The 22529-nt window shown below is 60.4% G+C and carries 21 protein-coding genes and 1 tRNA gene; 8 read left to right on the top strand and 14 right to left on the bottom strand.

Features of this window, described 5'->3' with window-relative positions; genetic code table 11:
* The first annotated feature begins 17 nt into the window (after positions 1 to 17).
* Positions 18 to 881, top strand: a complete 864-nt coding sequence (locus tag AB5Y86_RS00445; protein WP_368191715.1) for a DUF2927 domain-containing protein — start codon at positions 18 to 20, stop codon at positions 879 to 881.
* Between the two features lie 172 nt (positions 882 to 1053).
* Here AB5Y86_RS00445 and AB5Y86_RS00440 read toward each other — a convergent pair whose 3' ends face one another.
* Positions 1054 to 1305 carry a DinI family protein gene (locus AB5Y86_RS00440; RefSeq protein WP_005333426.1) on the bottom strand — a complete coding sequence of 84 codons (252 nt, stop codon included), beginning with the start codon at positions 1303 to 1305 and terminating at the stop codon, positions 1054 to 1056.
* 74 nt (positions 1306 to 1379) lie between these two features.
* Positions 1380 to 3806 carry a DNA polymerase II gene (locus AB5Y86_RS00435; RefSeq protein ID WP_368191714.1) on the bottom strand — a complete coding sequence of 809 codons (2427 nt, stop codon included), beginning with the start codon at positions 3804 to 3806 and terminating at the stop codon, positions 1380 to 1382.
* Positions 3807 to 3972: 166 nt separating this feature from the next.
* Here AB5Y86_RS00435 and AB5Y86_RS00430 point away from each other — a divergent pair, with 166 nt between their 5' ends.
* The 3 genes from AB5Y86_RS00430 to AB5Y86_RS00420 all read left to right on the top strand — a co-directional run bounded on the left by AB5Y86_RS00430 (position 3973) and on the right by AB5Y86_RS00420 (position 6490).
* On the top strand, positions 3973 to 4467 hold the full coding sequence (locus AB5Y86_RS00430; protein WP_236272401.1) for a prolyl-tRNA synthetase associated domain-containing protein: 495 nt from the start codon (positions 3973 to 3975) through the stop codon (positions 4465 to 4467).
* Between the two features lie 263 nt (positions 4468 to 4730).
* Positions 4731 to 5969, top strand: coding sequence for a GGDEF domain-containing protein (locus AB5Y86_RS00425; protein ID WP_368191712.1), 1239 nt, complete (start codon positions 4731 to 4733; stop codon positions 5967 to 5969).
* Positions 5966 to 6490, top strand: a complete 525-nt coding sequence (locus AB5Y86_RS00420) for a GNAT family N-acetyltransferase (RefSeq protein ID WP_368191711.1) — start codon at positions 5966 to 5968, stop codon at positions 6488 to 6490. The genes AB5Y86_RS00425 and AB5Y86_RS00420 overlap by 4 nt, the downstream gene beginning before the upstream one ends.
* 61 nt (positions 6491 to 6551) lie before the next feature.
* Here the strand turns inward: AB5Y86_RS00420 and AB5Y86_RS00415 are convergent, their stop codons facing one another.
* The 4 genes from AB5Y86_RS00415 to AB5Y86_RS00400 form a co-directional block, all read right to left on the bottom strand.
* Positions 6552 to 7412, bottom strand: coding sequence for a PA4780 family RIO1-like protein kinase (locus tag AB5Y86_RS00415; RefSeq protein WP_368191709.1), 861 nt, complete (start codon positions 7410 to 7412; stop codon positions 6552 to 6554).
* Between the two features lie 195 nt (positions 7413 to 7607).
* Positions 7608 to 8603 (bottom strand): lauroyl-Kdo(2)-lipid IV(A) myristoyltransferase, encoded by a 996-nt coding sequence (locus AB5Y86_RS00410; RefSeq protein WP_368191707.1) that lies wholly within the window; start codon positions 8601 to 8603, stop codon positions 7608 to 7610.
* A 150-nt stretch (positions 8604 to 8753) separates the two neighbouring features.
* Entirely contained in the window at positions 8754 to 9743 is a 990-nt protein-coding gene (gene lpxM, locus AB5Y86_RS00405) for a lauroyl-Kdo(2)-lipid IV(A) myristoyltransferase (RefSeq protein ID WP_236349568.1), read from the bottom strand.
* A gap of 258 nt (positions 9744 to 10001) precedes the next feature.
* The gene (locus AB5Y86_RS00400; RefSeq protein WP_368191706.1) at positions 10002 to 10994 is read right to left on the bottom strand and encodes a TDT family transporter; all 993 of its coding nucleotides are present in this window, start codon (positions 10992 to 10994) and stop codon (positions 10002 to 10004) included.
* Positions 10995 to 11096: 102 nt separating this feature from the next.
* On the opposite strand from AB5Y86_RS00400, the gene AB5Y86_RS00395 reads away from it, so the two are divergent.
* A complete protein-coding gene (locus tag AB5Y86_RS00395) occupies positions 11097 to 12002 on the top strand; it encodes a LysR substrate-binding domain-containing protein (RefSeq protein ID WP_040068074.1) in 906 nt (301 codons plus the stop codon).
* 95 nt (positions 12003 to 12097) lie between these two features.
* Here AB5Y86_RS00395 and nfo read toward each other — a convergent pair whose 3' ends face one another.
* The 5 genes from nfo to AB5Y86_RS00370 form a co-directional block, all read right to left on the bottom strand.
* Positions 12098 to 12940 carry a deoxyribonuclease IV gene (nfo, locus tag AB5Y86_RS00390; RefSeq protein WP_106843572.1) on the bottom strand — a complete coding sequence of 281 codons (843 nt, stop codon included), beginning with the start codon at positions 12938 to 12940 and terminating at the stop codon, positions 12098 to 12100.
* Positions 12941 to 13258: 318 nt separating this feature from the next.
* Positions 13259 to 13588, bottom strand: a complete 330-nt coding sequence (locus AB5Y86_RS00385; RefSeq protein WP_368191704.1) for a YbaB/EbfC family nucleoid-associated protein — start codon at positions 13586 to 13588, stop codon at positions 13259 to 13261.
* A gap of 114 nt (positions 13589 to 13702) precedes the next feature.
* Entirely contained in the window at positions 13703 to 16309 is a 2607-nt protein-coding gene (dnaX, locus tag AB5Y86_RS00380; protein WP_368191703.1) for a DNA polymerase III subunit gamma/tau, read from the bottom strand.
* Between the two features lie 172 nt (positions 16310 to 16481).
* Positions 16482 to 17027, bottom strand: coding sequence for an adenine phosphoribosyltransferase (gene apt, locus AB5Y86_RS00375; protein ID WP_005352403.1), 546 nt, complete (start codon positions 17025 to 17027; stop codon positions 16482 to 16484).
* 134 nt (positions 17028 to 17161) lie between these two features.
* Entirely contained in the window at positions 17162 to 17539 is a 378-nt protein-coding gene (locus AB5Y86_RS00370) for a YbaN family protein (RefSeq protein WP_064335934.1), read from the bottom strand.
* Between the two features lie 123 nt (positions 17540 to 17662).
* On the opposite strand from AB5Y86_RS00370, the gene dusC reads away from it, so the two are divergent.
* The 3 genes from dusC (at position 17663) to AB5Y86_RS00355 (ending at position 19954) form a co-directional block, all read left to right on the top strand.
* Positions 17663 to 18607 carry a tRNA dihydrouridine(16) synthase DusC gene (gene dusC / locus AB5Y86_RS00365; protein WP_047436768.1) on the top strand — a complete coding sequence of 315 codons (945 nt, stop codon included), beginning with the start codon at positions 17663 to 17665 and terminating at the stop codon, positions 18605 to 18607.
* Positions 18608 to 18704: 97 nt separating this feature from the next.
* Positions 18705 to 19073 carry a hypothetical protein gene (locus AB5Y86_RS00360; RefSeq protein ID WP_005333451.1) on the top strand — a complete coding sequence of 123 codons (369 nt, stop codon included), beginning with the start codon at positions 18705 to 18707 and terminating at the stop codon, positions 19071 to 19073.
* A 161-nt stretch (positions 19074 to 19234) separates the two neighbouring features.
* On the top strand, positions 19235 to 19954 hold the full coding sequence (locus AB5Y86_RS00355; protein WP_158112504.1) for an ABC transporter substrate-binding protein: 720 nt from the start codon (positions 19235 to 19237) through the stop codon (positions 19952 to 19954).
* Positions 19955 to 20071: 117 nt separating this feature from the next.
* Here AB5Y86_RS00355 and yjjG read toward each other — a convergent pair whose 3' ends face one another.
* The 3 genes from yjjG to AB5Y86_RS00340 form a co-directional block, all read right to left on the bottom strand.
* Positions 20072 to 20752: a pyrimidine 5'-nucleotidase gene (gene yjjG / locus AB5Y86_RS00350; RefSeq protein WP_005333455.1), complete on the bottom strand. Its 681-nt coding sequence runs from the start codon at positions 20750 to 20752 to the stop codon at positions 20072 to 20074.
* Between the two features lie 14 nt (positions 20753 to 20766).
* Complete coding sequence (locus AB5Y86_RS00345) at positions 20767 to 22266, bottom strand: leucyl aminopeptidase family protein (RefSeq protein WP_368191724.1); 1500 nt, start codon at positions 22264 to 22266, stop codon at positions 20767 to 20769.
* 171 nt (positions 22267 to 22437) lie between these two features.
* A tRNA-Met gene (locus AB5Y86_RS00340) sits at positions 22438 to 22514 on the bottom strand.
* Between the last annotated feature and the right edge of the window lie 15 nt (positions 22515 to 22529).

Genomic DNA, 22529 nt, shown 5'->3' with positions numbered 1-22529 from the left:
CGTTTCAGGGAGGAAACATGTCATTTGCCGCCATCCCCTTTGGTGCCACCCGCTTTATTGCCACTTTGGTAATGGCCAGCTTGGGCTGCGCTGCCCATCCCCGCCGCGCGTCACGCGGGCTGCTGGCGCTACTGCTTCTGCTCGCGGGCCACAGCGCCCGGGCCGATGAACGCTGGCAGAGCGACAGCTATCTGGTCGAAAGCTTTATGGCCATCGCCATGGAGCGGGAGTATGGCGAAGCCAGGCAGACCCGTTTTGCCCGCTGGCAGCAGCCGATCCGGCTGCAACTTATCAACGAGTCGGGTGACAAGCCGCTGCAGGCCGACGTGGTGAAGGTACAGGCAGCCCATCTGGCCCGCATCACCGGCCACCCCATCAGCATGGTGGCCGCAAAGCCCAACCTCACCCTGATCATGACCGACTACAGCAAGATGAAGAGCTGGGCCAACCGCACCATGGGGGGCGATCCATCAGTCAAGATGGCACTCAAGGAAGGGCTCTGCCTTGCCAACTTCGCAACCAATGCGAAACACGAGATCAGCCGTGCCACCATCATCATTCCGGTAGACTACAGCAGAGCCAAGGGGCGTTTTCTCGACTGCGTGGTGGAGGAGTTCACCCAGGTGATGGGGCTGCCCAACGACTCGGACAAGGTGTTTCCCTCCATCTTCAATGACAACAGCATCGACAGCTTTTTGACCGGGCTGGACTATGTGCTGCTCAAGATGGCCTATCACCCGGCCCTCAAAGCCGGAATGAGCAGTGACGAGATCCGCGCCGCACTGCCCATTGCGCTGGCCGACCTGCGCGCCAAAGGGGAGATCCGCGAAGCCAATCGCCGGGTGCAGCAGCAGAGCCTGAAAAGCTGGGCGGGGCTGTAACGGCCTGGCTCAACCCAGAGCCAGACAAGCCACTGCGACTCACCACCAACAAAAAACGCAGCCACTTGGCTGCGTTTTTTGTTATCCGGGGATCAGCTGTGCGTTAGCAGGCATGCCCGTTTATCCGCAGCCCATTTATCCAACGCCAGAATTATCCACAGACCGTGCGGGATCAGGAGGCGACGTTCTCTTCCGGCATCCAGCTCTCGGCGTTCTCCCACACCTCCTGCACCATGGCTTCGGCCAGCTCTTTGTCTTCCTTGCTGGCACGGCTGACGGTCAGAGCCATGGCACTACCCGGCGCGACCCGCACATGGATGTCGGGGAATTTTTCGCCAAGCTGCTTGAGCAGCTCCTGACGCAGCGCCTCCATGGTCGAGGTCGGGATCTGATGTTTTCTGTCGATGATGATTTCAAGACGCATAGGAAACTTCTCCATGATTTATAACTGTATTTTTATCCAGTATCCATGGGAAGTAAAGTGCCAACTTGCACCAATCAGAAAAGATCCAGCTGCTGACCACAGATCCGGTCGAACGACTCGCCAATAAACGGCAGGATGGCATCGGCAATCGGCCGCAACTGCTTGTCGATATAGTGTTCGTAATCGATGGCGCTGCGCCGGTACTCCAGCGGCTCTGGGCCATTGAGGGTCATCAGATAGGCGATGGCGCCCCGATGCTGATAGCGCTGGGGCAGACCACGGCGCAGGTTCTCCTCATCGGCCAGCCGCGCCGCCCGCACATGGGGTGGCACATTCTTCTGATACTCCTCGAGCTTCTGGCGCAGCCGTTTGCGGTAAATCAGCAGATCATCGTGTCGACCGGCGCGGGTCTCATCCACCATGGTGCGCACATAGCCGCTGGGATCTTGGTCGTGAAACACCAGCTCATAGAGGCGGGTCTGAAACTGCTTGGCCAGCATGGTCCAGTCGGTACGCACCGATTCGAGCCCCTTGAACACCAGCTGTTCGCTCCCCTCGCTGGCCTTGCCAACCAGCCCGGCATAGCGCTTCTTGCTGCCCTTCTCCAGCCCGCGGATGGTGGGCATCAGAAAACGGCGATAGTGGGTCTCGTACTGGATCTCGAGATAACTCGGCAGGTCGAACTCGCGCCTGATCAGTGCAGCCCAGTTATCGTTGATCATTTGAGCCAGTCGCTGGCCAATCTCGTCCGCCTCATCCGGGCTGGTCTCGCGCCCCAGATGGACAAAGGTGGAGTCGGTGTCACCATAGATCACCTCGAACCCCTTCGCCTCAATCCACTCGCGGGTCTGCTGCATGATGCTGTGACCACGCAAGGTAATGGACGAGGCAAGTCGCGGATCATAGAAACGGCAGCCCCCCGACCCCAGCACGCCGTAGAAGGAGTTCATGATGATCTTGATGGCCTGGGAGAGCGCCTTGTTGCTGGCGGCCTTGGCCCGATCCCGCGCCGCCCACAAGGTAGCGATGAGCTCCGGCAAGAAGTGCCGCTCGCGGGAGAACATGGCGCCGCGAAAGCCCGGAATAGCGTGGTCGGGGTGTTGCAACCCCTCGATAAGTCCCATGGGATCGATGCAGAAGGTGCGGATGATGCTGGGATAGAGGCTCTTGAAATCGAGCACCAGCACATGGCGATAGAGACCGGGTTTGGAGTCCATCACATAGCCGCCGGGGCTCGCCAGCCCCCCGTCGGCCGGCAAATTGGGGGCCACGTAGCCGCCACGATGGAGCCGCGGCAGATAGAGGTTGGTAAAGGCCGCCACCGAGCCCCCTACCCTGTCCAGCTCAAGACCGGTGAGGGAGGCGCGTTCGATGGCAAACGGGATAAGGTGGCAGTAATCGAAGATCTCCCACACCAGCTTGCAATCTTCCAGGTTGTAGCGGGCCAGCGCCTCCTTGTCGGAGTGGAACAGCTCGGTGATCTTCTCCCCCCGATTGGCCACGTCCTCGATATCCTTGCCACGGCCGAGCAGTTCGCTCGCCACCGCATCCAGGCTGTAGCTGGCAAACTGCCAGGTGGCGCTTTTGAGGGTATCGATGCCGTCGAGCACCATGCGCCCGGGGATAATGACGTTGCCGGTTTGGGGATCGCCCCGTGACGAGCGCCAGAAGCAGAGCTCGCGCCCCCGCCCGAGCCGCAGTCGCCGCTTGTTAAGCTCGGCGCGGCGCAGCAGCAGGCGAAAGTCAAAGTTGACCACGTTCCAGCCGATGACCAGATCGGGGTCATGCAGGCTGAACCAGCTCTCCAGCGCACTCAGCAGGGAGCTCTCGTCCGCCACCCACTGGACCTGAGTGCCCCAGCTCTCGGCATCCGCTTCCGGGGTGCCGATCATGATGACCCGCGCATCCTGTTCGCTGTAAAGACCGACCGAGAAGAGGGCCCCGTCCATGGCGCACTCCACGTCGAGCGACACCCAGGAGAGGGTTGGCGTCACCGCCTGCGGCGCGCAGCGCGCCTCGTTCACCTCCCAGTAGCCCTGCTTGCCGCCCTTTTTTACCGCCCGGCCATCGAAGCGCACACCAGCGGTGATGAAACGCTCCATCAGGAAGCGCTCCGGCAGCCGGATATCCGCCTCGAAGTGCTCCAGCCCGCGAATAAGCAGCAGCTCGATGGCACGGTGAAAGGCACTCAGGGTAGCGAAATAGCAGCCCACCACGGGGCGACCGTCGAAGGTGTGCATTGGCAGGCGGCGAAACCGCCCGCTCACCCCGGCCCCCTTGAACAGCTCGGCCGCTTCTGCCATATGGCTCTGCGGCAAAAAGAACACCGGCTCCTGCCCCGGCACCACCACCCGTACCGGCCCCTGCGCGCTCCAGAGCCACATCACGATTTCGGTAGTTGCAGGCTGCCCGTTGCGGCCGCGCACGTCCCGACCGTGGCGGGTCAGGATAAAACCGTCGAGGGGCGGAGTGGCGGGTACGGTGGGCTGGGTTGCAGTCATGAAGCGTAAAGGGGCTGTCCGAGAATGGGACTATTGTACGTTCATACAGTGCCTGCTCGCAATCATCACGCTGGCTGCGAAGCGGGAGTCAAACTGGTAAGCTCGATCCGGTCGTTATTCCCGCCCATCCCGTTCTGACCACTCTTCGCCGACAAAAGGAGTCTTTGTGGCAATCTATTCCCTGCTGGATCAGCTGGCTATCCCCTACCAGCGCTTTGACCATCCCCCCGTGTTTACCTGTGAGGAGGCGAGCAAGTTGCTGCCCGACCTGCCCGCCGCCAAGACCAAGAACCTCTTTTTGCGCGATCCGAAAAGCGAGCGGCTGTTTCTGGTGGTGAGTCCGGAGGAGCACCGGGTCGACCTCAAGGCGCTGGCTGCCATGCTCGGCGTCAAGCGGCTGAGCTTTGGCTCCCCTGAGCGACTCAATGCGGTGCTCGGCCTTACCCCGGGCTCGGTAACCCTGCTCGCCATGGTGCGCGACAGGGAAAAAGCGGTAGAGCTGGTGGTAGACGAGGCCATCTGGCAGGCCGAACAGGTGCAGTGCCATCCGCTGGTCAACACCGCGACTCTGATCATCCGCCTCGACGACGTGCGCCGTCTGCTGGCCAACCTCGGTCGTGAGGCCACCGTCATGCGCTTGCCTGCTGCAACCTGCAATTAGCACAACGTCTGGCGGTTGGGTTCACCCTGCCTCCAACACAACCACCTTTTACGCAGCGAAATTGACTGACAAGGCAATAAAATGGCTCCTTGTGCGCTGATAAATCGAGTCAGCAATTGCCATCGTGCAAGAAGTCGGAGGTGAGCACATTCGGCCATTTAACCCATTGATAATAGGTTGGATTCATGTTGTGATCGGCCACTGCCAGCGGGCGATACCCCATCGCCTGTTCGTTCACAGGTGACTTCCCAGAGAGCCCCTTGATGCCAAGTCTGTTTTCCTCGGCCCAGTTGTTGAGTCTGGTGCTGTTCGTCACGCTGTCACATGTGGGGGTCGCCACCATTTTCGCCGCCATGTGGCACACCCATCGCCAGATCAGGGCATTGATCTACTGGTCAGCGGGGGAACTGGTTATCGCGGGGGCTTTTTGCTGCCTGCTGCTGCGCCCCCTTGAGGGAAATGCATCCCTTGCCAATATTCTCTGCACCAACCTGCTGTTGATGTCGACCCCCCTGCTCTATGAACGGGGGATGCGCCACTTCTTTCGCCGTGAAGCCGATCAACTGGGCTGGCTGCTGCCCGCCGTTACCCTCGGCGGTTTCGTTCTGTTTGCCCTGACCGCCCTGCAGCAACCCCTCTTTGATGTGCATAGCCGGATCATCGTGCTCTCCGGCGTGCTCTCGCTGCAGATTGCGCTGCTTATCTGGCAGCTCTGGCGCTACCAGCGGCTGGCCCCCGTCTATCGGGTGCTGCGCTTTGCCATTCTGCTGCTCGGCCTGCAACTGCTGTTGCAACTGCTGCGGATCGCCAAACACCTCTGGCAGCCGGAGCTGGCGGCCAACTCCTTCACCGACCCGCTGCTCGGGCCTGTGATCCTGCTCAGCCTGCTCTTTACCATCGCCCGCAGTTATCTGCTGCTGAGCCTGGTCCACACCCGCCAGCAGCAAGCCTTGCTGGCCACCCAGCGCAAGCTGGAGCGGCGCGCCAATCAGGATGAGCTGACCGGCCTGTTCAGCCGCCACTATTTCGAACGCCAGGTTGCCCTGCGTGCCCGCGAGATGGCTAGCCCTAGCCAGCTGCTGCTGATCGATCTGGACAACTTCAAGCAGATCAACGACCGCCACGGCCACCCCGCCGGTGATGCCATGCTGCGGGCCGTGGGTCGGGTGATCACCAATACCCTGCCTTCTGAGGGCATGGCCGGTCGGCTTGGCGGCGATGAGCTGGCCCTGCTGCTGATGGCGGACCCGCAGACCCTGCCCGACTACTGTTACAGCCTGCAACAGCAGATCGCCGAGGCGACCCGGGCGCTGGCCGGTGGCCCCATCAGCCTCAGCATCGGCCTCACCTCGCTACACCCTGACGAAGGATTTGAAGCGGCCTACCTGCGAGCGGATCAGGCTCTTTACGCCGCCAAACAGGCTGGAAGGCAACGGGCCTGCGTACAGGAGCTCCACCACAACGAGCCCCAGCCGCTGCCGCCCTGCGCGCTCCTGTCATGAGCGCAGTGCTCGCTCTGCAATGCCGACCGGCCAGGCTGGCAGATGCTCCGGCTTACCGGCGCTATGTCACTGAATGCGCCAAAGACGGACAGCCGCTCTATCAGGTGGCGCAATTTGACCCGGACGGCTGGCTACAGAGCCTGCTGGATCACGCCAAAGGGCGCAACTTGCCCAGTGGATACCTGCCGACCACCACCTATTTTGCCCTCGATGGCGAGGAGATCATCGCCACCCTGCGTCTTCGTCACGGTGACAATGAGGCAACCCGCCAGTGGCTGGGTCATATCGGTTACGAAACCCGCCCCTCTCGCCGTGGCGAAGGGGCCGCGACCGTGCTGCTGCGCTGGGTGCAACAACAGGTGCTGGCAGCGCCGGTGCTGATCAGCTGCGGCGAAGATAATCTGGCCTCCCGCAAGGTCATTACGGCCGCCGGGGGCGTGTTGCTGGGGAGGCGCTTCCATCCGGGGAATCGCAACTGGCTGGAGATGTATCAGCTAGCCCCCTGCCCCAGCCGACCATAGCCGCAGCAGTAATAAAAAGAGCGCCCCGAAGGGCGCTCTTTTTGCGAACGTGGCAAGACCGTTAGTAGCTGTCTTCCTGCTCCGCCTTCATCCGGGCCTGACGGGCATAGGCCTCCTCCTCGGCGCTCTCTATCTCCTGCAGCACCGAATCGAGATCGATGGCGGCGCGGCTCTCTTCAAAGTGACCGGTCAGCTCGCTATCGGGGGTGAGTTTGCCATCTTCAAACAGCGCCCACATCTCCTGGGCATAACGGGTCTTGAGCAGCTCGGGGGCATACATGCCGTAGTAGTTGCGCATGTTGTTGACGTCCCGCTCCAGCATCGCCTTGGCCTGGTTGTTGGCGGCGGCATCCACCACCTGGGGCAGGTCGATGATGACGGGGCCCTGTTCATCTACCAGCACGTTGAACTCCGAGAGATCACCGTGGATAAGACCGGCGCAAAGCATGCGCACTACGTAACGGATCACCTTGGCATGGTCGATGATCGCCTGCTCGGGGGTAAGCGCCACATCGTTGAGGCGCGGCGCGACATTGCCATCCTCATCGGTGATAAGTTCCATCAAGAGGACGCCATCGAGGCAGACATAAGGCTGTGGCACCCGCACACCGGCCGCCGCCAGCTTGAACAGGGCATCGACCTCGGTGTTCTGCCACACCTCTTCATGCTGTTTGCGGCCGTACTTGGAGCCCTTCTCCATGGCGCGAGCGCTGCGGCTGTTACGCACCTTGCGCCCTTCCTGATAGACCACGGCCTGCTTGAAGCTGCGCTTGGACGCCTCTTTATAGACTTTGGCGCAGCGGATCTCGTCGCCGCAGCGCACCACATAGACGTCGGCCTCTTTGCCGCTCATCAACCGGCTGACGACCTCATCGACCAGGCCGTCATCAACCAGAGGTTGGATTCGATTTGGAATTTTCATGGCCGCCCTTTTACCCTATTTCCGCTCTCGAAGATAGCTCCGCGCACGCTCACCTGCCTCTCCCTTTCATAAGACACCCTGTTATCCCCTGTTTGCGCTGTTTTTGTCCACCCGTTCGCCTTAAAAACCACCAGCAGCAGACCAAACACGAAAGGCGCCTGTGTCAACAAAAATGGCCCGCAAGCGGGCCAATTTTCAAGGTTCGGGCGGCAAGCCCTGACGAATACGCTGGATCCCCGCTTCATAGAGGCCGTCATCCCCCTCCTGATGCTCCAGGGTTTCGAAGATCTTGAGAAACCACATGTACTGCTCGGGATGGCGCGCCACCTGCATCTCCACCACCCGGTTCATGGCATTGACGTCTGCCAGCAGATCGGCGGTGGGATAAGGGTCAAACGGCGGCTCAATCTCCAGCAGATAGCGTCCCTCATCCTCGTCATAGCTGGCGAAGATGGGCACGGCTCTGGCACCAGTCAGCTTCACCAGCTTGGGCAGCGCGGGCAGGGTTGCCTTGGGGCGACCAAAAAAGGGAACAAACACGCTCGCCTCGCGGCCGTGGTCCTGATCTGGCAGGTAAAAAAAACTGGCACCGGCGCGGATCGACTTGATCGCCGGTTTGATCCCGGCGCTGCGCTCATAGACCTTGCCCCCTTTGGCCCGCTCGCGGTTGATGTACCAGTCGAACACCTGATCTTTCGGGCTCTTCATCATGGTGCACATCTCAAAGCCCATCATGGAGAAGTAGCGGCCAATCATGTCGACCGCCCAGGTATGAGGCACCACCAGGATCACCGGGCGGCCCGCAGCCTGCTCCGCTTGCACATGCTCCCAGCCGGTGACCTTGATGCGGCGGGTCAGCCGCGCCTTGCTGCGCCAGCTGAGCTCGCCAAAGCCCATAAAGGTCTTGAGCCCGACCCGGATCGATTTGAGCAGCAGCGCCTGCCGTGCGGCGGCATCCAGCTCGGGAAAGCAGATCTTGAGGTTGGTATCTGCGATATAGGCCTGCTTTTTCGAAAAACGCAGCAGGGTTGGAGAGATCAGATCGGCAAAGCGATCCCTCAGTCTCGCGGGGGTAAATGCCAGCAGGGAGAGCAGGCCCAGCGCAAACCAGCTGCCCCACCATTTGGGATGCAGCAGGCGGCTATGAAATGAGGTATCAAATACCGGATCTAACGCAGACATGGCGGCCATCAAGTCATCAAAAACAAACGGTTATTGTAGTTATCCTGACATTTTTTTCTACCCTAGGGAGGCTGGCCATCGACCTGCAAGGCACTGATCAGACTAGTTATCATAAAAAATGGCCCACCTGGGGCCATTTCAATCAATCTAAATTCGGGGTCAGCCATGGGGCGACAATCCCTTGCGGATCCGCTGGATCCCCGCCTCGTATAGGCCATCCAGCCCCTCCTGATCCTGACGGGTATCGAAGATCTTGAGGAACCACATGTACTGGCCCGGATGGCGCATCAGCTGCTGTTGCACCATGTCATTCATACGACAGGTATCGGCCATCACATCCTCGGTGGGATAGTTGTCGAACGGTGCCTCAATCTCCAGCCGGTAGCAGTGGTTCGCTTCGTCATAGCAGGCGAGCAGAGGCACCGCCTTGGCGCCGCTGACCTGCACCAGACGGGGCAAGGCAGGCAGGGTCGCTTTGGGATAGTCAAAGAAGGGGGCGAAGATGCTCTTCTCGCGGCCATGATCCTGATCCGGCAGATAGAAGAAGCTGCGACCGCTCTTGATGGTCCTGATCACCGCCTTGATCCCGGCGCTGCGCTCATAGACGCGGCAACCGTTCTTGGCTCGTGCACGGTTGAGGTGCCAATCAAACACCGGATTGCGCGCCCGTTTCATCATGGTGCACATCGGCACCCCGCGCTGGGTAAAGCAGTAACCGGCGGCATCCACCGGCCAGGTATGGGGCACCACCAGGATCACCGGACGGCCGGCCGCCCGCTCCGCCTCGATATGCTCCCAACCGATCACCTGCATCCGGCTCATCAGATAACGTTGACTGCGCATGGTGAACTCGCCAAATCCCAACAGACTCTTGAGGCCGACCCGGATCGAGGTCAGTGCAATGGCATCCCGCTCTTCCGGGCTCTTATCCGGGAAGCAGATCTCCAGATTGGTTCTGGCGATATAGATCTGTTTTTTCGAGATACGAAACACCAGCGGTGCCAAGGCTTCGGCCAAACGGTCGCGCAATCGCACCGGCACAAAGGCGAGCAACATCAGCACGCCGAGCGCCAGCCAGCTGAACCAGTAGCGGGGATGCAGAAAACGGGCTTCAAAGGAGGAGTCAAATACGGGATCTTGGGACGACATGTATCGGGGTCGAGCGAAAAAGTGGTGCTGCATTGTAGTCGTCCTGACAGGTAATACCAGTTAAATCCATGGCAAATAGCCCGCCACGAGCGCCACATCAAAAAACCATAAAAAAATGCCCCGCACCGCGGGGCATTTTGCTCGTTACACAACCAGGGTGGAGGCTCTTTGTCCATCCATCGTATGACTGGTCGTTTATCCCGTCGCTCTCGGAGCGCACTGCTTATCCATTTCCCGATGTCACATCTTCTTCAAGATTTAACGGTGAGCACCCTGGCGGGCCATGCCGTTATTCATTTCGGTATTACGCTGCGGCAGAAAAAACATCAGGTAACGCAGTGCCACATACCCGACAATGACGGTAGCCACCCCCAGCTCGAAGTGGGCCAGCAGTCTAATCTGCTCCACATAGTGGGCCGCTTGCGCAAACCCTTCAACCAGATGGGCCACTTTGAACAGGGCGGTGGCACCGATCACCAGCGGGAATGTGAAGGCGGCATAACCCGGCGAGAAGGGCAGACGCAGCAGTTTGATGAAGGCCAGATAGATGATACCGGTCATCAGGATGGCAATCCCCAACAGCACGGCCACCAGCAGCAGTGACGGATCCTGACTGACGGTCAGGTAACCGGCCAGAGAGAGGCTGGCAGGAGCCGCCAGAATGGCGATGGTCGGTTTGGCGGCATCCGGCACTTCATGGCTGAAGATCAGGCGATAGAGCATCAGCGGCAGCATCAGGCCATAGCAGATGATCCCGAACCAGAGCAGACCGTTGGCCAGCGGGGCAAACTGCCCCCCCGGGAAGGCGACGTCAGCCACGATGATCCCCACCGGCGGCACGAACCAGCTCGGCACCATGTGGTGGATTTCAAACTCTTTGGCGCGATGCCAGATAAAGGTGGCCAGGAACAGCAGGTGAACCGCCACAGCAAACAGCCAGAGGGCCTCGCCCGCTTGCGGCGCAATCATACCCAGCGCTTTGGAGACCACCATGGTACCCATGGCATAGGTCGGTACCACACTGCCGACTACGGGGTGAGCGAGATCCTGCAGCAGCAGGCGGGGGTGAAGCAGAAACTTGAAGGTCAGGATCACCAGCAGCACGGCCGCAATGGCAGCACCCAGCAGTTGCATCCGGCCATCGAAGTGACCGGCATTTTCCCAACACCAACCAAGGCTGGCGATGCCCAGCGCCAGACCCGCCATGGGGGTTGGGGCGGCAGCCAGTGATTTACGGGTTCTTGCGATCATGATGACACCTTTCTATTGATGACTATGGCGATAGGATAATGGTCCCTTATCGTTTACGATATCTAAATGAATTAAATCAATCATTCAGGAAAACCAAACACGATGAAACTGACCCTGCAGCAGCTGAAAGTGTTCGCCACCATTGCCCGCTATGGAAACCTTGGCCTTGCCGCCAACGAGCTCTGCCTGAGCAAGGGGGCTGTCTCCCAGTCGCTGCAGGAGCTGGAGCGCCAGCTCTCTACCCCGCTGTTTGACCGCATTCACCCCAGATTGCAGCTCAACAACGAGGGGCGCCTGCTGCAACCGGCCGCCGAAGAGCTGCTGACCCGGATGCAGGATATCGAGAACCTGTTCAGCCCCGATGCCGAGCCGAGCGGCCAGCTGCGCCTTGGTGCCAGCCAGACCATCGGCAACTACCTGCTCCCTACCCTGCTCGCCAGCAGCAAACAGGAGCTGGGGCTCCCCCCCAAGGTGACCATCAACAACACTCACCTGCTCTGCCATGCGCTGGCCAACTTCGAGCTGGATATGGCACTGATCGAGGGGGAGAACCACCACCCCGACCTGCTCGCCGAACCCTGGCTGCAGGACGAGATGCTGGTGGTGGCCCCACCCGGTCACCCGCTTGCCAACAAGAAGGAGCTCTCCCTCTCCCGTCTGGGGGGCGAGACCTGGGTATTGCGTGAAGCACAATCGGGCAGCCGCGAGCAATTTATCCAGCAGATCCAGCCCGAGCTGCCCCGCTGGCAACCAGGGCTTGAACTCAACACCCTGGAGGCGGTGATGCTGGCGGTGGAGAAGGGGCTTGGTATCTCCTTTATTTCCCGGCTGGCAGCCTCGGATCGCCTGGCAGATGGGCGGCTGATCGCCCTGCCCCTCTCCCGCCGCTTCCCGCGCCAGCTCTCCCTTATCTGGCACAAGCAGAAGTACCACTCCACCTCCCTGCGCCACTTTATCCACTTCTGCCGGGCTCAGGTGAAGGATGCCGAGGTGAGCCGCGCAGAGTAACGCGCGCTCGGAGCGCCGCTGACAGGCCCGCCCGCCAATGATGGAAAAAGCAGAGAGGGAGCCACGGCTCCCTCTCTGTGATTCGCTTCTGAGTATCACTTCGCCAGACTGCGCAACCAGCTGATCTCCTCGCCCCAGATGGACTCGTCTATGGTCTCGAGGATCAGCGGAATGCGATCGAAGCGATCATCATTCATGATGTGGTGGAATACTGCCTCCCCCAGATTGCCCTCCCGCAAGCTGTGATGGCGATCGACCCGGCTGCCGAAGGTACACTTGGCGCCGTTGATATGCATCCCCTTGAGATAGTGAAAACCCACCGTACGGTCGAACTCGGCAAAGACGGCAGCGCAACTCTCTGCGGTGCGCAGATCGTAGCCGGCGGCAAAGGCGTGGCAGGTATCGAAACAGATCCCGACACGGCTCTTGTCCTCCACCCCTTCGATGATGGTGGCAAGGTGCTCGAACGACCAGCCAAGGTTGGTCCCCTGCCCGGCGGTATTCTCGATCACCGCCGTCACCCCTTCACTGCGCTCCAGCGCCCAGTTGATGGACTCGCTCACCAACTTGAGGCTGGCCAATTCGGGAATTTGCTTGAGATGGCTACCAGGGTGGAAGTTCAGATAGCAAAGCCCCAGCTGCTCGCAGCGCTTCATCTCGTCGAGAAACGCATCGCGGGATTTGGCCAGACCATCGGGATCCGGGTGGCCCAGATTGATGAGGTAGCTGTCGTGGGGCAGGATCTGCTCCGGCAGAAAACCGGCCTTGTCACAAGCCGCCTTGAAGGCACGGATGGTGGCATCCGACAAGGGGGCAGCCTGCCACTGACGTTGATTCTTGGTAAAGAGGGCAAACGCGTTGGCCCCGATGGCCTGGGCGCGGGCGATGGTATTCTCCACCCCGCCGGCCGCACTGACGTGGGCTCCGATATATTTCATACAATCTCCTCGATACGGCAAGCCGCCATTATGCCGATCCCGCCCGGCCACGCCAAACCGGGATATCCGATAGCGGGTATCGACAAATAGCGCCGCCTTGGCAAAGCGGCTGCGTTTCATGGCGCAATCGGCCTGCGCTGTGGCAACCTCTCCCCAGAAGGGATAGTTGGAGCCCGTCCACGCCAGCATGGCGCCCATAAAAAAACGCAGCGTATCGCCTGAGCAATAACGCTGCGTCTTTGGATCTCTCGGCCGTCCCCCTTGCCGTGACCCGAATGGCCAGCGACAAGGGAGCAAGAATGCGCGGGGAGAGTCGCCTTAGAAGGGCATCTTGAAGCCTGGCGGCAGTTGCATGCCACCGGTCAGCTCGCCCATCTTGGCCTTGTTCTGCTCTTCCACACGACGCACGGCATCGTTGCAAGCGGCGGCAACCAGATCTTCCAGCAGCTCCTTGTCATCTTCCATCAGGGAGGGATCGATCTCGATGCGACGTACGCTGTGGCTGCCCGTCATGGTGACCTTGACCATGCCGGCACCGGCTTCACCGGTCACTTCCATCTGGGCAAGCTGCTCTTGCATCTTCTGCATACGCTCTTGCATCTGCTGGGCCTGTTTCATCAGGTTACCCATTCCACCTTTACCAAACATATGTCGTCTCTCGTCTTGAAATCCGGCATCCAGCGCCGGGCTGTGGGCTTGTCTGTCCTAGATGGGGACAGCCAAACTGCTTTTCAACCGGGAGCCAGCTCCCGGCCACGGAATTTAGCGGTTGAGGGGCTCGATGCTCTCGTGATGGAGCACGGCACCAAACCGCTGAACTAAAAACTGTACGTTGGGATCCTGCTCCAGATCTCGGGTCACCTGCTCACGCACCCCCAGATAAAGGCGATGCTCGATCTCGAGGGGGGTCTCCTTGTCAGGCACCACGCCAAGAGTCACCTCGACCTGTACCGGTTGCCCCAGCGCAGGCCCGATGATCTCGGCCAGATCGGCGCGCGCCTTGTCGCTCACCAGATGGCGCTGCTCGGGCTTGAGGGTCAGCAACACCTTGTCCCCCTCCCGCGTCATCACCGAGTTGATGGCGAGCTGGCGCAGCCGACCGCCTACTTGGGTGTGAGCAATCAGCTCGGCCCAGGAGTCACCACAACTATTGAGCAGTGAGGAAGGGATAAGGCGGGTCGCCTCCCCCTCTTGCGGCGCCTCATCGCTCTCGAGCTCGTCCCAGTCGATCGTCTCCATCACTGGCTGGACAGGCTCGCTCTGCGCCACAGGGGTAGTAGCCACCGCCGTGGTGGCAACGGGTGGCTGGGTCGCAGGGGCAGGCGTCACCGCAGGCGCCATAGCACTGCGCTCACCGGGTCGATAGCTCGGCTGCCCGTCAAGATCCCAGGGGGGCAGATCGGATGGCTGGGCCGGTGCCGTGACGGGGGCATGGCTCATCACCTGAGTCTGCTCGGCAAAGCCCTGATTGAGGTACTCCTCGTATTCCCCGTTGTCACCCTGCGGCTCGTAACCGTCGCCATAGAGATCCACCGGCGGCAGATCATCAAAGTGCCCAATCGCCGCCCCCCCCTGCCCGGCCGGTTGGCCGACCGGAGCTGGCTGTTGGGTTACGGCCGGAGCAGCAGCGGGCGCGACAGGACGAGCTGGCGCAACCGGCACCGCGCGCGGCGCGGGCGCCGCCGGGGCATCCTGACCACGCTGGCGGCTGCGCAGCATGTTTCGCTTGCCAAGCAGGCTCTGCATGCTCGACACCGCTGAAACAGCTTCAGGTGCGCTAACCGGCGTGGTTGTCGGTTCGAGCGCGGGCTCGATGCTGGCAGTCAGCGACTCGCCACGGGAATGGTCCGCGTAGGCTGCGGCAGAAGCTTGTTCATCAGCATCTGCGGGCTGTGCAACCGAGTGCGCAGACACATCGGGCTGCACATGGGGTAACGCGGGCTCGGGTTGATACCCCATGCCTGCGGCTTCGCGCAGCAGCTCATCCTGCTGGCTGAACAGCTCGGCGGCTTGCGCCTCCTCCTCGCTGTCGGCGGGGTTGCCGATGTCATTCACCATCGCAGGCAGGGAGACATCAACCGCGGGCACTGTACTGGTAGCAACAGGCGTGCTGGCAACAGGGCTGGCTAGCGGTGCAGGCACGGCGCCGCTGATCGGAGCCACTGCGGCCGATTCAGCGGCCGGGGGCTTTCCCGGCAAGGAGGCTACCGAAGTGGCACTGCTCGCCGCACTGCTCGTCATTGACGGGGGCAACGCAGTGAGGCTGGCCGGATGCAGGGCATCACGCCTTGGGGAGAAGGCGAGCATCCGCAGGCAGGTCATCTCCAGCGCGGTGCGGCCATCGGGAGCCCAGGGCAGATCTTTACGACCACCCAGCACGATCTGGTAGCAGAGCTGCACCTCTTCCGGGCTCATCGCCTTGGCCAGTTGCAGCAGGGAATCGGCATCCGCCCCCTGCTCCTGCACGCTGGCAGGCAGCAGCTGCGCCATGGCGATGCGATGGAGCAAGCCTTCCAGCTCGGCGTGGAGCTGATCAAAATCGGGGCCCAGGGTGGCGATCTCGGTGATCTTGGCCATGGTCGCGGGGGCATCTTGCCGCAAAATGGCTTCCAGCAGCTGGTGCAGATGGCGGTGATCGAGCGTGCCCAGCATCGCCAACACGCTCTCGAGGCGCACGCTACCATTGCCGTGGGCCAGCGCCTGATCGGTCAGGCTCAGGGCATCGCGCATACTGCCGTCCGCGGCTTTGGCCAGGGCCAGCAGCGCACGCGGTTCAAAGGGCTGCCCCTCCTGATCCAGCACCCATTCGAGCTGCTTGGCGATCTGGGTCTGATCCAGACTCTTCAGATGAAACTGCAGGCAGCGCGAGAGAATGGTAATGGGCAACTTCTGCGGATCCGTGGTGGCCAGCAGAAACTTCACATAGGGGGGCGGCTCTTCCAGGGTTTTCAGCAGCGCGTTGAAGCTGTGGCGCGACAACATGTGCACTTCATCGATGAGGTAGACCTTGAAGCGGCCGCGGGCCGGACGGTACTGCACGTTGTCGAGCAGCTCGCGGGTATCTTCCACCTTGGTGCGGGACGCCGCGTCAATCTCCAGCAGGTCGACAAAGTTGCCCTGATCGATCTCGCGGCAGGTATCACAGACACCACACGGGTGGCTGCTGATCCCCTGTTCGCAGTTGAGGCTCTTGGCCAGAATACGGGCGATGGTGGTCTTGCCGACCCCGCGGGTACCGCTCAGCAGATAGGCGTGATGCAGCCGTCCCTGATCCAGGGCGTTGGTCAAGGCGGTCAGCACATGTTGCTGGCCTACCACTTGTTCAAACGTATGGGGGCGCCATTTACGCGCCAGAACCTGATAGCTCATAAATCCATCATGCAGGGAAGACAGGGCATTGAGGCCGGATGCTAACACAAATGGCGGGCTGGCTGTATCGGCTATCGGTGAGAGCGGGAGGGATCGCTTGATTTTCAAACCGATGCCCGCAAGGGCACCGGTTCAACGCAGGCCCGATGCAGAGGATCGGGCCGAAGAGGCATTACTCGCCGGCCAGCTCGACCAGTGAGACCACCTTGATGCCAGCGGCAGTCAGGCGGGCATCGCCACCCAGAGACGGCAGGGAGATGATGAAGGCCGCATCGGCAACTTCACCACCAGCACGGCGGATCAGCTTGACGGTCGCATCGACGGTACCACCGGTCGCCAGCAGATCGTCCACGACCAGCACCTTGTCACCGGGTACGATGGCATCGGTGTGCAGTTGCAGGGTGTCGGTGCCGTACTCGAGGGCATAGGACTCCTCGATCACTTCGCGCGGCAGCTTGCCCGGCTTGCGGACCGGCACGAAGCCCAGCCCCATGGCATAGGCAACCGGCGCGCCAAAGATGAAGCCGCGAGCTTCGGTGCCAACAATCTTGGTGATCCCTTGATCACGATAATGATTGGCCAGCAGATCGATGGTGGCCTTGAAGGCCTCGGCGTTCTCGATCAGGCTGGTGATGTCACGAAACAGAATGCCCGGCTTCGGATAGTCGGGAATGGTCTTGATGCTTGCTTCGATAAATTTCAGGGTTTCCGGATTCATGTGTTGACCGCTTATTTTTTTGACCCAAGGGTGGCCATTTTTTCTCAATTCCCTTCTGCGGGAAATAAAAAAGCCTGTCACGCAAAAATGACAGGCCGACTCCATAGCATTATTGCTGCAATAGCTTAGGGACTTCACTTCACCATTGCAACTGGCTCCAGCACCGGCAGACGCATTAACCAGGTGAGCAGGATCACCATTATGATAACCAGCAACCCCTTGACCCACAGCAGTGGCACCACCGCCAGCGACACCGAAAAGGTGAGCAAAATGAAGATAATGGCGCGCCGTCTGGCCTGACGACGAATGCCGCGATACTGTTGCCAATCCACGATGGGCGGGCCAAACCAGGGATGGGTCAACAGCCAGCGATGAAAACGGGGCGACGAGCGGGCAAACAGGGCGGCAGCCAGCAACATGAAGGGGGTAGTCGGCAATAGCGGCAGCACAATGCCCACGATACCGGTGGCAAATGCCAGCCACCCGAGCGCCATCAGACACCAACGCTTCATTCCTTCTCCTTGCGTGATTTATCTCCCTCTAGCCTAACAGAGTTTGAGCGGGTGCTGACAGCGGGCCGCAACCCCACTACAATCTGCGCTCTTTTTTCTCCCCACTCTCGTCGGAAAGCCGTTATGCGCGTTATTTTGGCCCCCATGCAGGGGGTACTGGATCACCTGATGCGGGAGGTACTCACCTCCGTCAATGATTACGATCTCTGCGTGAGCGAGTTTATCCGGGTCGTCGATCAGCTGCTGCCCGCCAAGGTGTTCTACCGCCTCTGCCCTGAACTGCTGCAAGATGGCAAAACCCGCGCAGGCACCCCGGTGCGGGTACAACTGCTGGGGCAACACCCCGAGTGGCTGGCCGAGAACGCCGTGCGCGCCATCGAGCTGGGCTCCCCCGGCGTCGATCTCAACTTCGGCTGTCCCGCCCCTACGGTCAACAAGAGCAAGGGCGGTGCGGTGCTGCTCAAAGAGCCCGAGACCATCTACCGCATCGTCAAGGCGGTGCGCGAGGCGGTGCCCGCCCATCTGCCGGTGAGCGCCAAAATTCGCCTCGGTTACGATGACAAGGATCTCTATCTGGAGAACGCCCAGGCGGTCTTCCAGGGGGGCGCCAACGAGCTGGCCGTTCATGCCCGCACCAAGCGCGAAGGCTACAAGGCACCCGCACACTGGGAGTATGTGGATGCCATTCGCCGCGCCCTGCCGATCCCCGTCACCGCCAACGGCGAGATTTGGGATCATAAAGATGCCCTCGCCTGCGCCAGGGTCTCGGGTTGCGATGCCCTGATGGTCGGGCGCGGCGCCATCTCCCTGCCCAATCTGGCCAACGTGATGAAAACCGGCTGCCCGCACATGAGCTGGGCCGAGGTGCTGCAGTTGATGGTGAGCTATACCGAGCAGGATCTGGCCAGCGAAAAAGCCGACTACTACCCCAGCCGCATCAAACAGTGGTTCAGCTATCTCAAACGGGAATATCCCGAAGCGGACCTGCTGTTTCAGGAGATCCGGGTGCTCAAAGAGACGGCTCCCATCCGCGATGCCCTGCTGCAAGCAGCCAAAAGCCACGGCTAACCACGTTTAACTTGACGCATATCATCTTGATAGAGTTATCGGATCCCTATACTGCCCCGAATCTGTCGTCTGTCCTGTGGGGGATAATGTGTGTGAAATGACGCAAGCACAGTTGACTGTCTGGCGTAATCGCCTGCTGTCAGACTGGGCCCAAGTACGAGAAACGTTGATCGGTCAGCTCAAAGCCTGCCGCCGTGATGAATGGGCCGAGCAGGTCGGTCACTGCGAGCAGGATCAACTGGTGGAACTGACCAGCCGGCTAGATCTGCCGAAGGTAGAGCAGAGCGTGGCCCGCCTCAAGCGGATCGACGCGGCACTCTGCCAGATGGATCTCGGCCTCTATGGCCTCTGCTCCGATTGTGAAGAGCCGCTTTCCATCGAACAGCTGGAACAGGATCCGACCCTGCAACGCTGCCCGCGCTGTGAAACCCGTTATCGCAAGGGATTCCACGCCCACGAACTGTGAGGGATGCACATCTGTGCATCCGCTCAACCCTCAGCACTGGTTACTCCGTCGTTCCTGTCCAATACTCAACCGTATCAGCCTGTTCGAGGGTATGCGTTGTGTACAGACTCTTGTTGTTATGGTGTTTGTGTTGCCAGGCTACGGCACAAGAGTCATTGGTCGTGGGCTGGGTCGACTGGCAGCCCTTCAGTTATCGCAATGAACAACAACAGCTCCGCGGACTGGATGTGGAGCTGCTCAACGCCATCTTCCTGCGTGCCGGTTATCAGGCCAGATTCAGTGAAATGCCCTGGGCTCGCGTGTTGCACGAGCTGAAATTCGGCACGGTTCAACTGGCCATGTCAGCCAATATCACCGCCGAGCGCCAGCAATATGCCCGCTTCAGCCACCCCTATCGGGAAGAGGAAACGGCCATCGTCATCCGTCGGCAAGATGCCGAGCGCTGGCGCGGGATCACCACCCTGGAGCAGTTGATCAACACCCCTGACTTTCATATCGGGGTGCTCAAGGGCTTTGATTACGGCAATACCTTCCGCCAGTTGATGGCAAGGCCCGAGCTGCAGCCCCGTTTGCAGATGCGCCTGCGGCTGGATCAGCTGCTGAAGATGTTGCAAGGGGGACGGATCCAGGGGTTTATTCTGGATCCCCACGGACTGCAGGAGTGGCAGGGTAAGGATGGCGTGCAGGACAAGCTGTATATTCTGCTGCATATCGAACAGACACCGGTTCACCTGATGCTGAGCAAAGAGAGCACCACTGAGGCGCAACTGCAGCGGATCAATCAGGCTATCGATAAATTGAAACAGAGCCCCGACTATCAACAGATCCTCGATCGCTACCAGTTCAGATCCCTGCATTCACAGGAAAACACTCATAAGTAAGGGGAGCATCTGCTCCCCTTGCAGTCTCAAGCAAACCCAATCCTGTCTCAAACAGCCCTGGTTGCAACTTGCCAGGACGTTTTGGTCACCGATAACGTGATGGATTACTTCTGCCTGTCAGCGTCCCAGCACAATGTCGGCAAGGTGGGCGAAGTGGTGGATTTCGTGGGTGGCATCGCATTCGCCCGCTTGCCGCGCCGGGTTGTACCAGCAGGTTGCCAGCCCCTGCGCCGCCGCCCCGGCAATATCGGTTTTCGGATTATCCCCCACCATCAGCACCCGGGCCGGATCCGGCTGCCCCATCAGGGAGAGGGTGTGCTGGAATATGGCTGGCGCCGGCTTGGTCACCCGGATCTCGTCGGAGATCACCAGCGGCTCGAACCACTCACTCCAGCCCAGTTTGCCGAGCCGCCCCCGCTGAGGCACGCTGAAACCATTGGTGATGATCCCCATCCGCACCTTGCTGCGTAGCTGCTGCAGGGTCTCGACCACCCCTTCGAGAGGCATGCTAAGGGCAATGATTTGCTCCAGAAAGGTGTTGTTCATCGCCATGGGATCGGCGGCAACCTGCTGGGCAAAGAGGGAGAAGCGGGTCTGCTGCAACGCCGTTGCATCGATCTCGCCGTCGTTGTACTGCTGCCAGAGCCCGTGGTTGAGGGCGTGGTACTGCGCCATGCTGGCGTCATCAGCCTGTACGCCATAGATCTGCAGGGTGTGCGTCAGCGCAGAGGCGACCGGAAAATCGAGCAGGGTTTCATCCAAATCGAACAGCACCCAGTCATAGCTTGGTTGTTTCACAGAACTCCTTGTTATCATTCAGATTGTTCAGAGGCTTGGCGACCAACTCTGCCAAGCGGGCTGGCCAGCAGATCCAGCGTGAGGCGCACGCCAAAGCCGGTCACTTCGCTGGAGACCACCCCATTGCCCCCCTTGTTGCGAAAACCGCTCAGGTCGAAGTGCAGCCAGGGGGTCTGCTCGGGCACGAAGTGGGCGAGGAAACGGGCCGCATCGATGTGATCCGGCGAACTGCCCGGCGCACACTGCAACAGATCGGCCCACTCGCTCTCGATGTTGTCGTCATAATCGTCATCAAGCGGGAAGGGCCAGATCCGCTCGCCGCTGCGCTGACCCAGATTGACCAGCGATGTCATCCATTCGCTGCGATTGGTAAAGACGCCGCTGTAGCGACTACCCAGCGCCCGTTTGCAGGCCCCGGTCAGGGTCGCGTAATCGAGCAGCAGATCCGGGGTATCCTGCACCGCCATCGCCAGTGTATCGGCCAATACCATTCGCCCTTCGGCATCGGTATCGACCACCTCGATGGAGGTGCCATTGATGGCAGTCACCACCTCGCCGGGGCGATAGGCATGAGGGCCGATATGGTTCTCGGCAATGGCCAGCCAGCAGTGTACCTCGTAGGGTAGCTGAGCTCGGCTGATAGCGTAGAGGGCCCCCAGCGCCACTGCACTCCCCCCCATGTCCAGATGCATGCCATACATGCTGCCGGAGACCTTGAGGTTGTAACCGCCAGAGTCGTGGCAGATCCCCTTGCCCACCAACGCAATGCGGCGCACCGGCTTGGGTGGATAGTAGCTGAGCTTGACCATGGCCCCCTGATTGTCTTCCGAGCCACGAGCAACGGCCAGAAACGCCCCCGCCCCCAACTCGGCCAGCTGCGCCTGATCATAGTGATGGCACTGCCACCCCTCATCTTGCGCCAGCTTGCTGACAAACTCGCGATAGCTGGCGGCCGTCAGCTCGGAGGCAGGCAACACCGCCAGATGGCGAGCCAACCCGTTACCCCCCGCTTCGCTGTAAAGGCGCGCCAAGTCCAGCACCACCGCGGGTGAAACCTTGATCTGCTGGTAGCTCCAGCTGATTTCGCTGCGGCGCTTGCTGGTGGGCAACGAAATATTGGCGGCAAGCAGGGCCGACAACATCACTTCGGCCAGAATCACTCGCTCGGAGGGAGAAAAACCTTCCAGATGCAGCCCGAGGCGCTCCACATTAAGCCCAGAAAGAGGAGCAATCCAGCCTCTGATCTGTTTATAGAGGCGGTGATCCCGCGTCACACTGCTGGCCACAAACATCACCTGCAACAGGGTATTGCCATGCATCAGGGTAAAGGGCGCTTTTTTCCCCAGCGCAAGCTGGGTCTGGAGACCCGCAAGGGCGGGCAGCGAAAGCAAGGACTCCTTCTGCTCTTCGGCGATCAGCAGCAGTTGCAACGGCAGCCCTTGGGCAAGGGCTTCGGCCAGCGTAGCATCCCGGCTTTCAATAGCAGGAGGAAGATAGGTGAAGGGAGTGATCACAGGCGCGTGCCTCATCCATGAAGAGATACCTGATGATACCCAACAAATGGTTGATACGACCAGTTTTGGTCTTGAAAAAGCGTCAGAAATAGCAGCAGTCACCAGATGGTGACGAGCATCAAGAAGGATTGTTCAATGATTGGCAATGCAGGAAGGGAACGTACAGAAAGTTGGTTGCGGGGGCCGGATTTGAACCGACGACCTTCGGGTTATGAGCCCGACGAGCTACCGAGCTGCTCCACCCCGCGTCCGAATTGTCACCC

The sequence above is a fragment of the Aeromonas sp. s8 genome, assembly GCF_040907785.1.
GTDB lineage: Bacteria > Pseudomonadota > Gammaproteobacteria > Enterobacterales > Aeromonadaceae > Aeromonas > Aeromonas veronii.
This window is presented reverse-complemented; position numbering and strand designations above follow the sequence as displayed.

Bases quoted from the DNA above. Each gene is read 5' to 3' on its own strand.
- AB5Y86_RS00445 (WP_368191715.1), top strand. From the start codon at position 18: ATGTCATTTGCCGCCATCCCCTTTGGTGCCACCCGCTTTATTGCCACT.
- AB5Y86_RS00440 (WP_005333426.1), bottom strand. From the start codon at position 1,305: ATGCGTCTTGAAATCATCATCGACAGAAAACATCAGATCCCGACCTCG.
- AB5Y86_RS00435 (WP_368191714.1), bottom strand. From the start codon at position 3,806: ATGACTGCAACCCAGCCCACCGTACCCGCCACTCCGCCCCTCGACGGT.
- AB5Y86_RS00425 (WP_368191712.1), top strand. From the start codon at position 4,731: ATGCCAAGTCTGTTTTCCTCGGCCCAGTTGTTGAGTCTGGTGCTGTTC.
- AB5Y86_RS00420 (WP_368191711.1), top strand. From the start codon at position 5,966: ATGAGCGCAGTGCTCGCTCTGCAATGCCGACCGGCCAGGCTGGCAGAT.
- AB5Y86_RS00415 (WP_368191709.1), bottom strand. From the start codon at position 7,412: ATGAAAATTCCAAATCGAATCCAACCTCTGGTTGATGACGGCCTGGTC.
- AB5Y86_RS00410 (WP_368191707.1), bottom strand. From the start codon at position 8,603: ATGGCCGCCATGTCTGCGTTAGATCCGGTATTTGATACCTCATTTCAT.
- lpxM (WP_236349568.1), bottom strand. From the start codon at position 9,743: ATGTCGTCCCAAGATCCCGTATTTGACTCCTCCTTTGAAGCCCGTTTT.
- AB5Y86_RS00400 (WP_368191706.1), bottom strand. From the start codon at position 10,994: ATGATCGCAAGAACCCGTAAATCACTGGCTGCCGCCCCAACCCCCATG.
- AB5Y86_RS00395 (WP_040068074.1), top strand. From the start codon at position 11,097: ATGAAACTGACCCTGCAGCAGCTGAAAGTGTTCGCCACCATTGCCCGC.
- nfo (WP_106843572.1), bottom strand. From the start codon at position 12,940: ATGAAATATATCGGAGCCCACGTCAGTGCGGCCGGCGGGGTGGAGAAT.
- AB5Y86_RS00385 (WP_368191704.1), bottom strand. From the start codon at position 13,588: ATGTTTGGTAAAGGTGGAATGGGTAACCTGATGAAACAGGCCCAGCAG.
- dnaX (WP_368191703.1), bottom strand. From the start codon at position 16,309: ATGAGCTATCAGGTTCTGGCGCGTAAATGGCGCCCCCATACGTTTGAA.
- apt (WP_005352403.1), bottom strand. From the start codon at position 17,027: ATGAATCCGGAAACCCTGAAATTTATCGAAGCAAGCATCAAGACCATT.
- AB5Y86_RS00370 (WP_064335934.1), bottom strand. From the start codon at position 17,539: ATGAAGCGTTGGTGTCTGATGGCGCTCGGGTGGCTGGCATTTGCCACC.
- dusC (WP_047436768.1), top strand. From the start codon at position 17,663: ATGCGCGTTATTTTGGCCCCCATGCAGGGGGTACTGGATCACCTGATG.
- AB5Y86_RS00360 (WP_005333451.1), top strand. From the start codon at position 18,705: ATGACGCAAGCACAGTTGACTGTCTGGCGTAATCGCCTGCTGTCAGAC.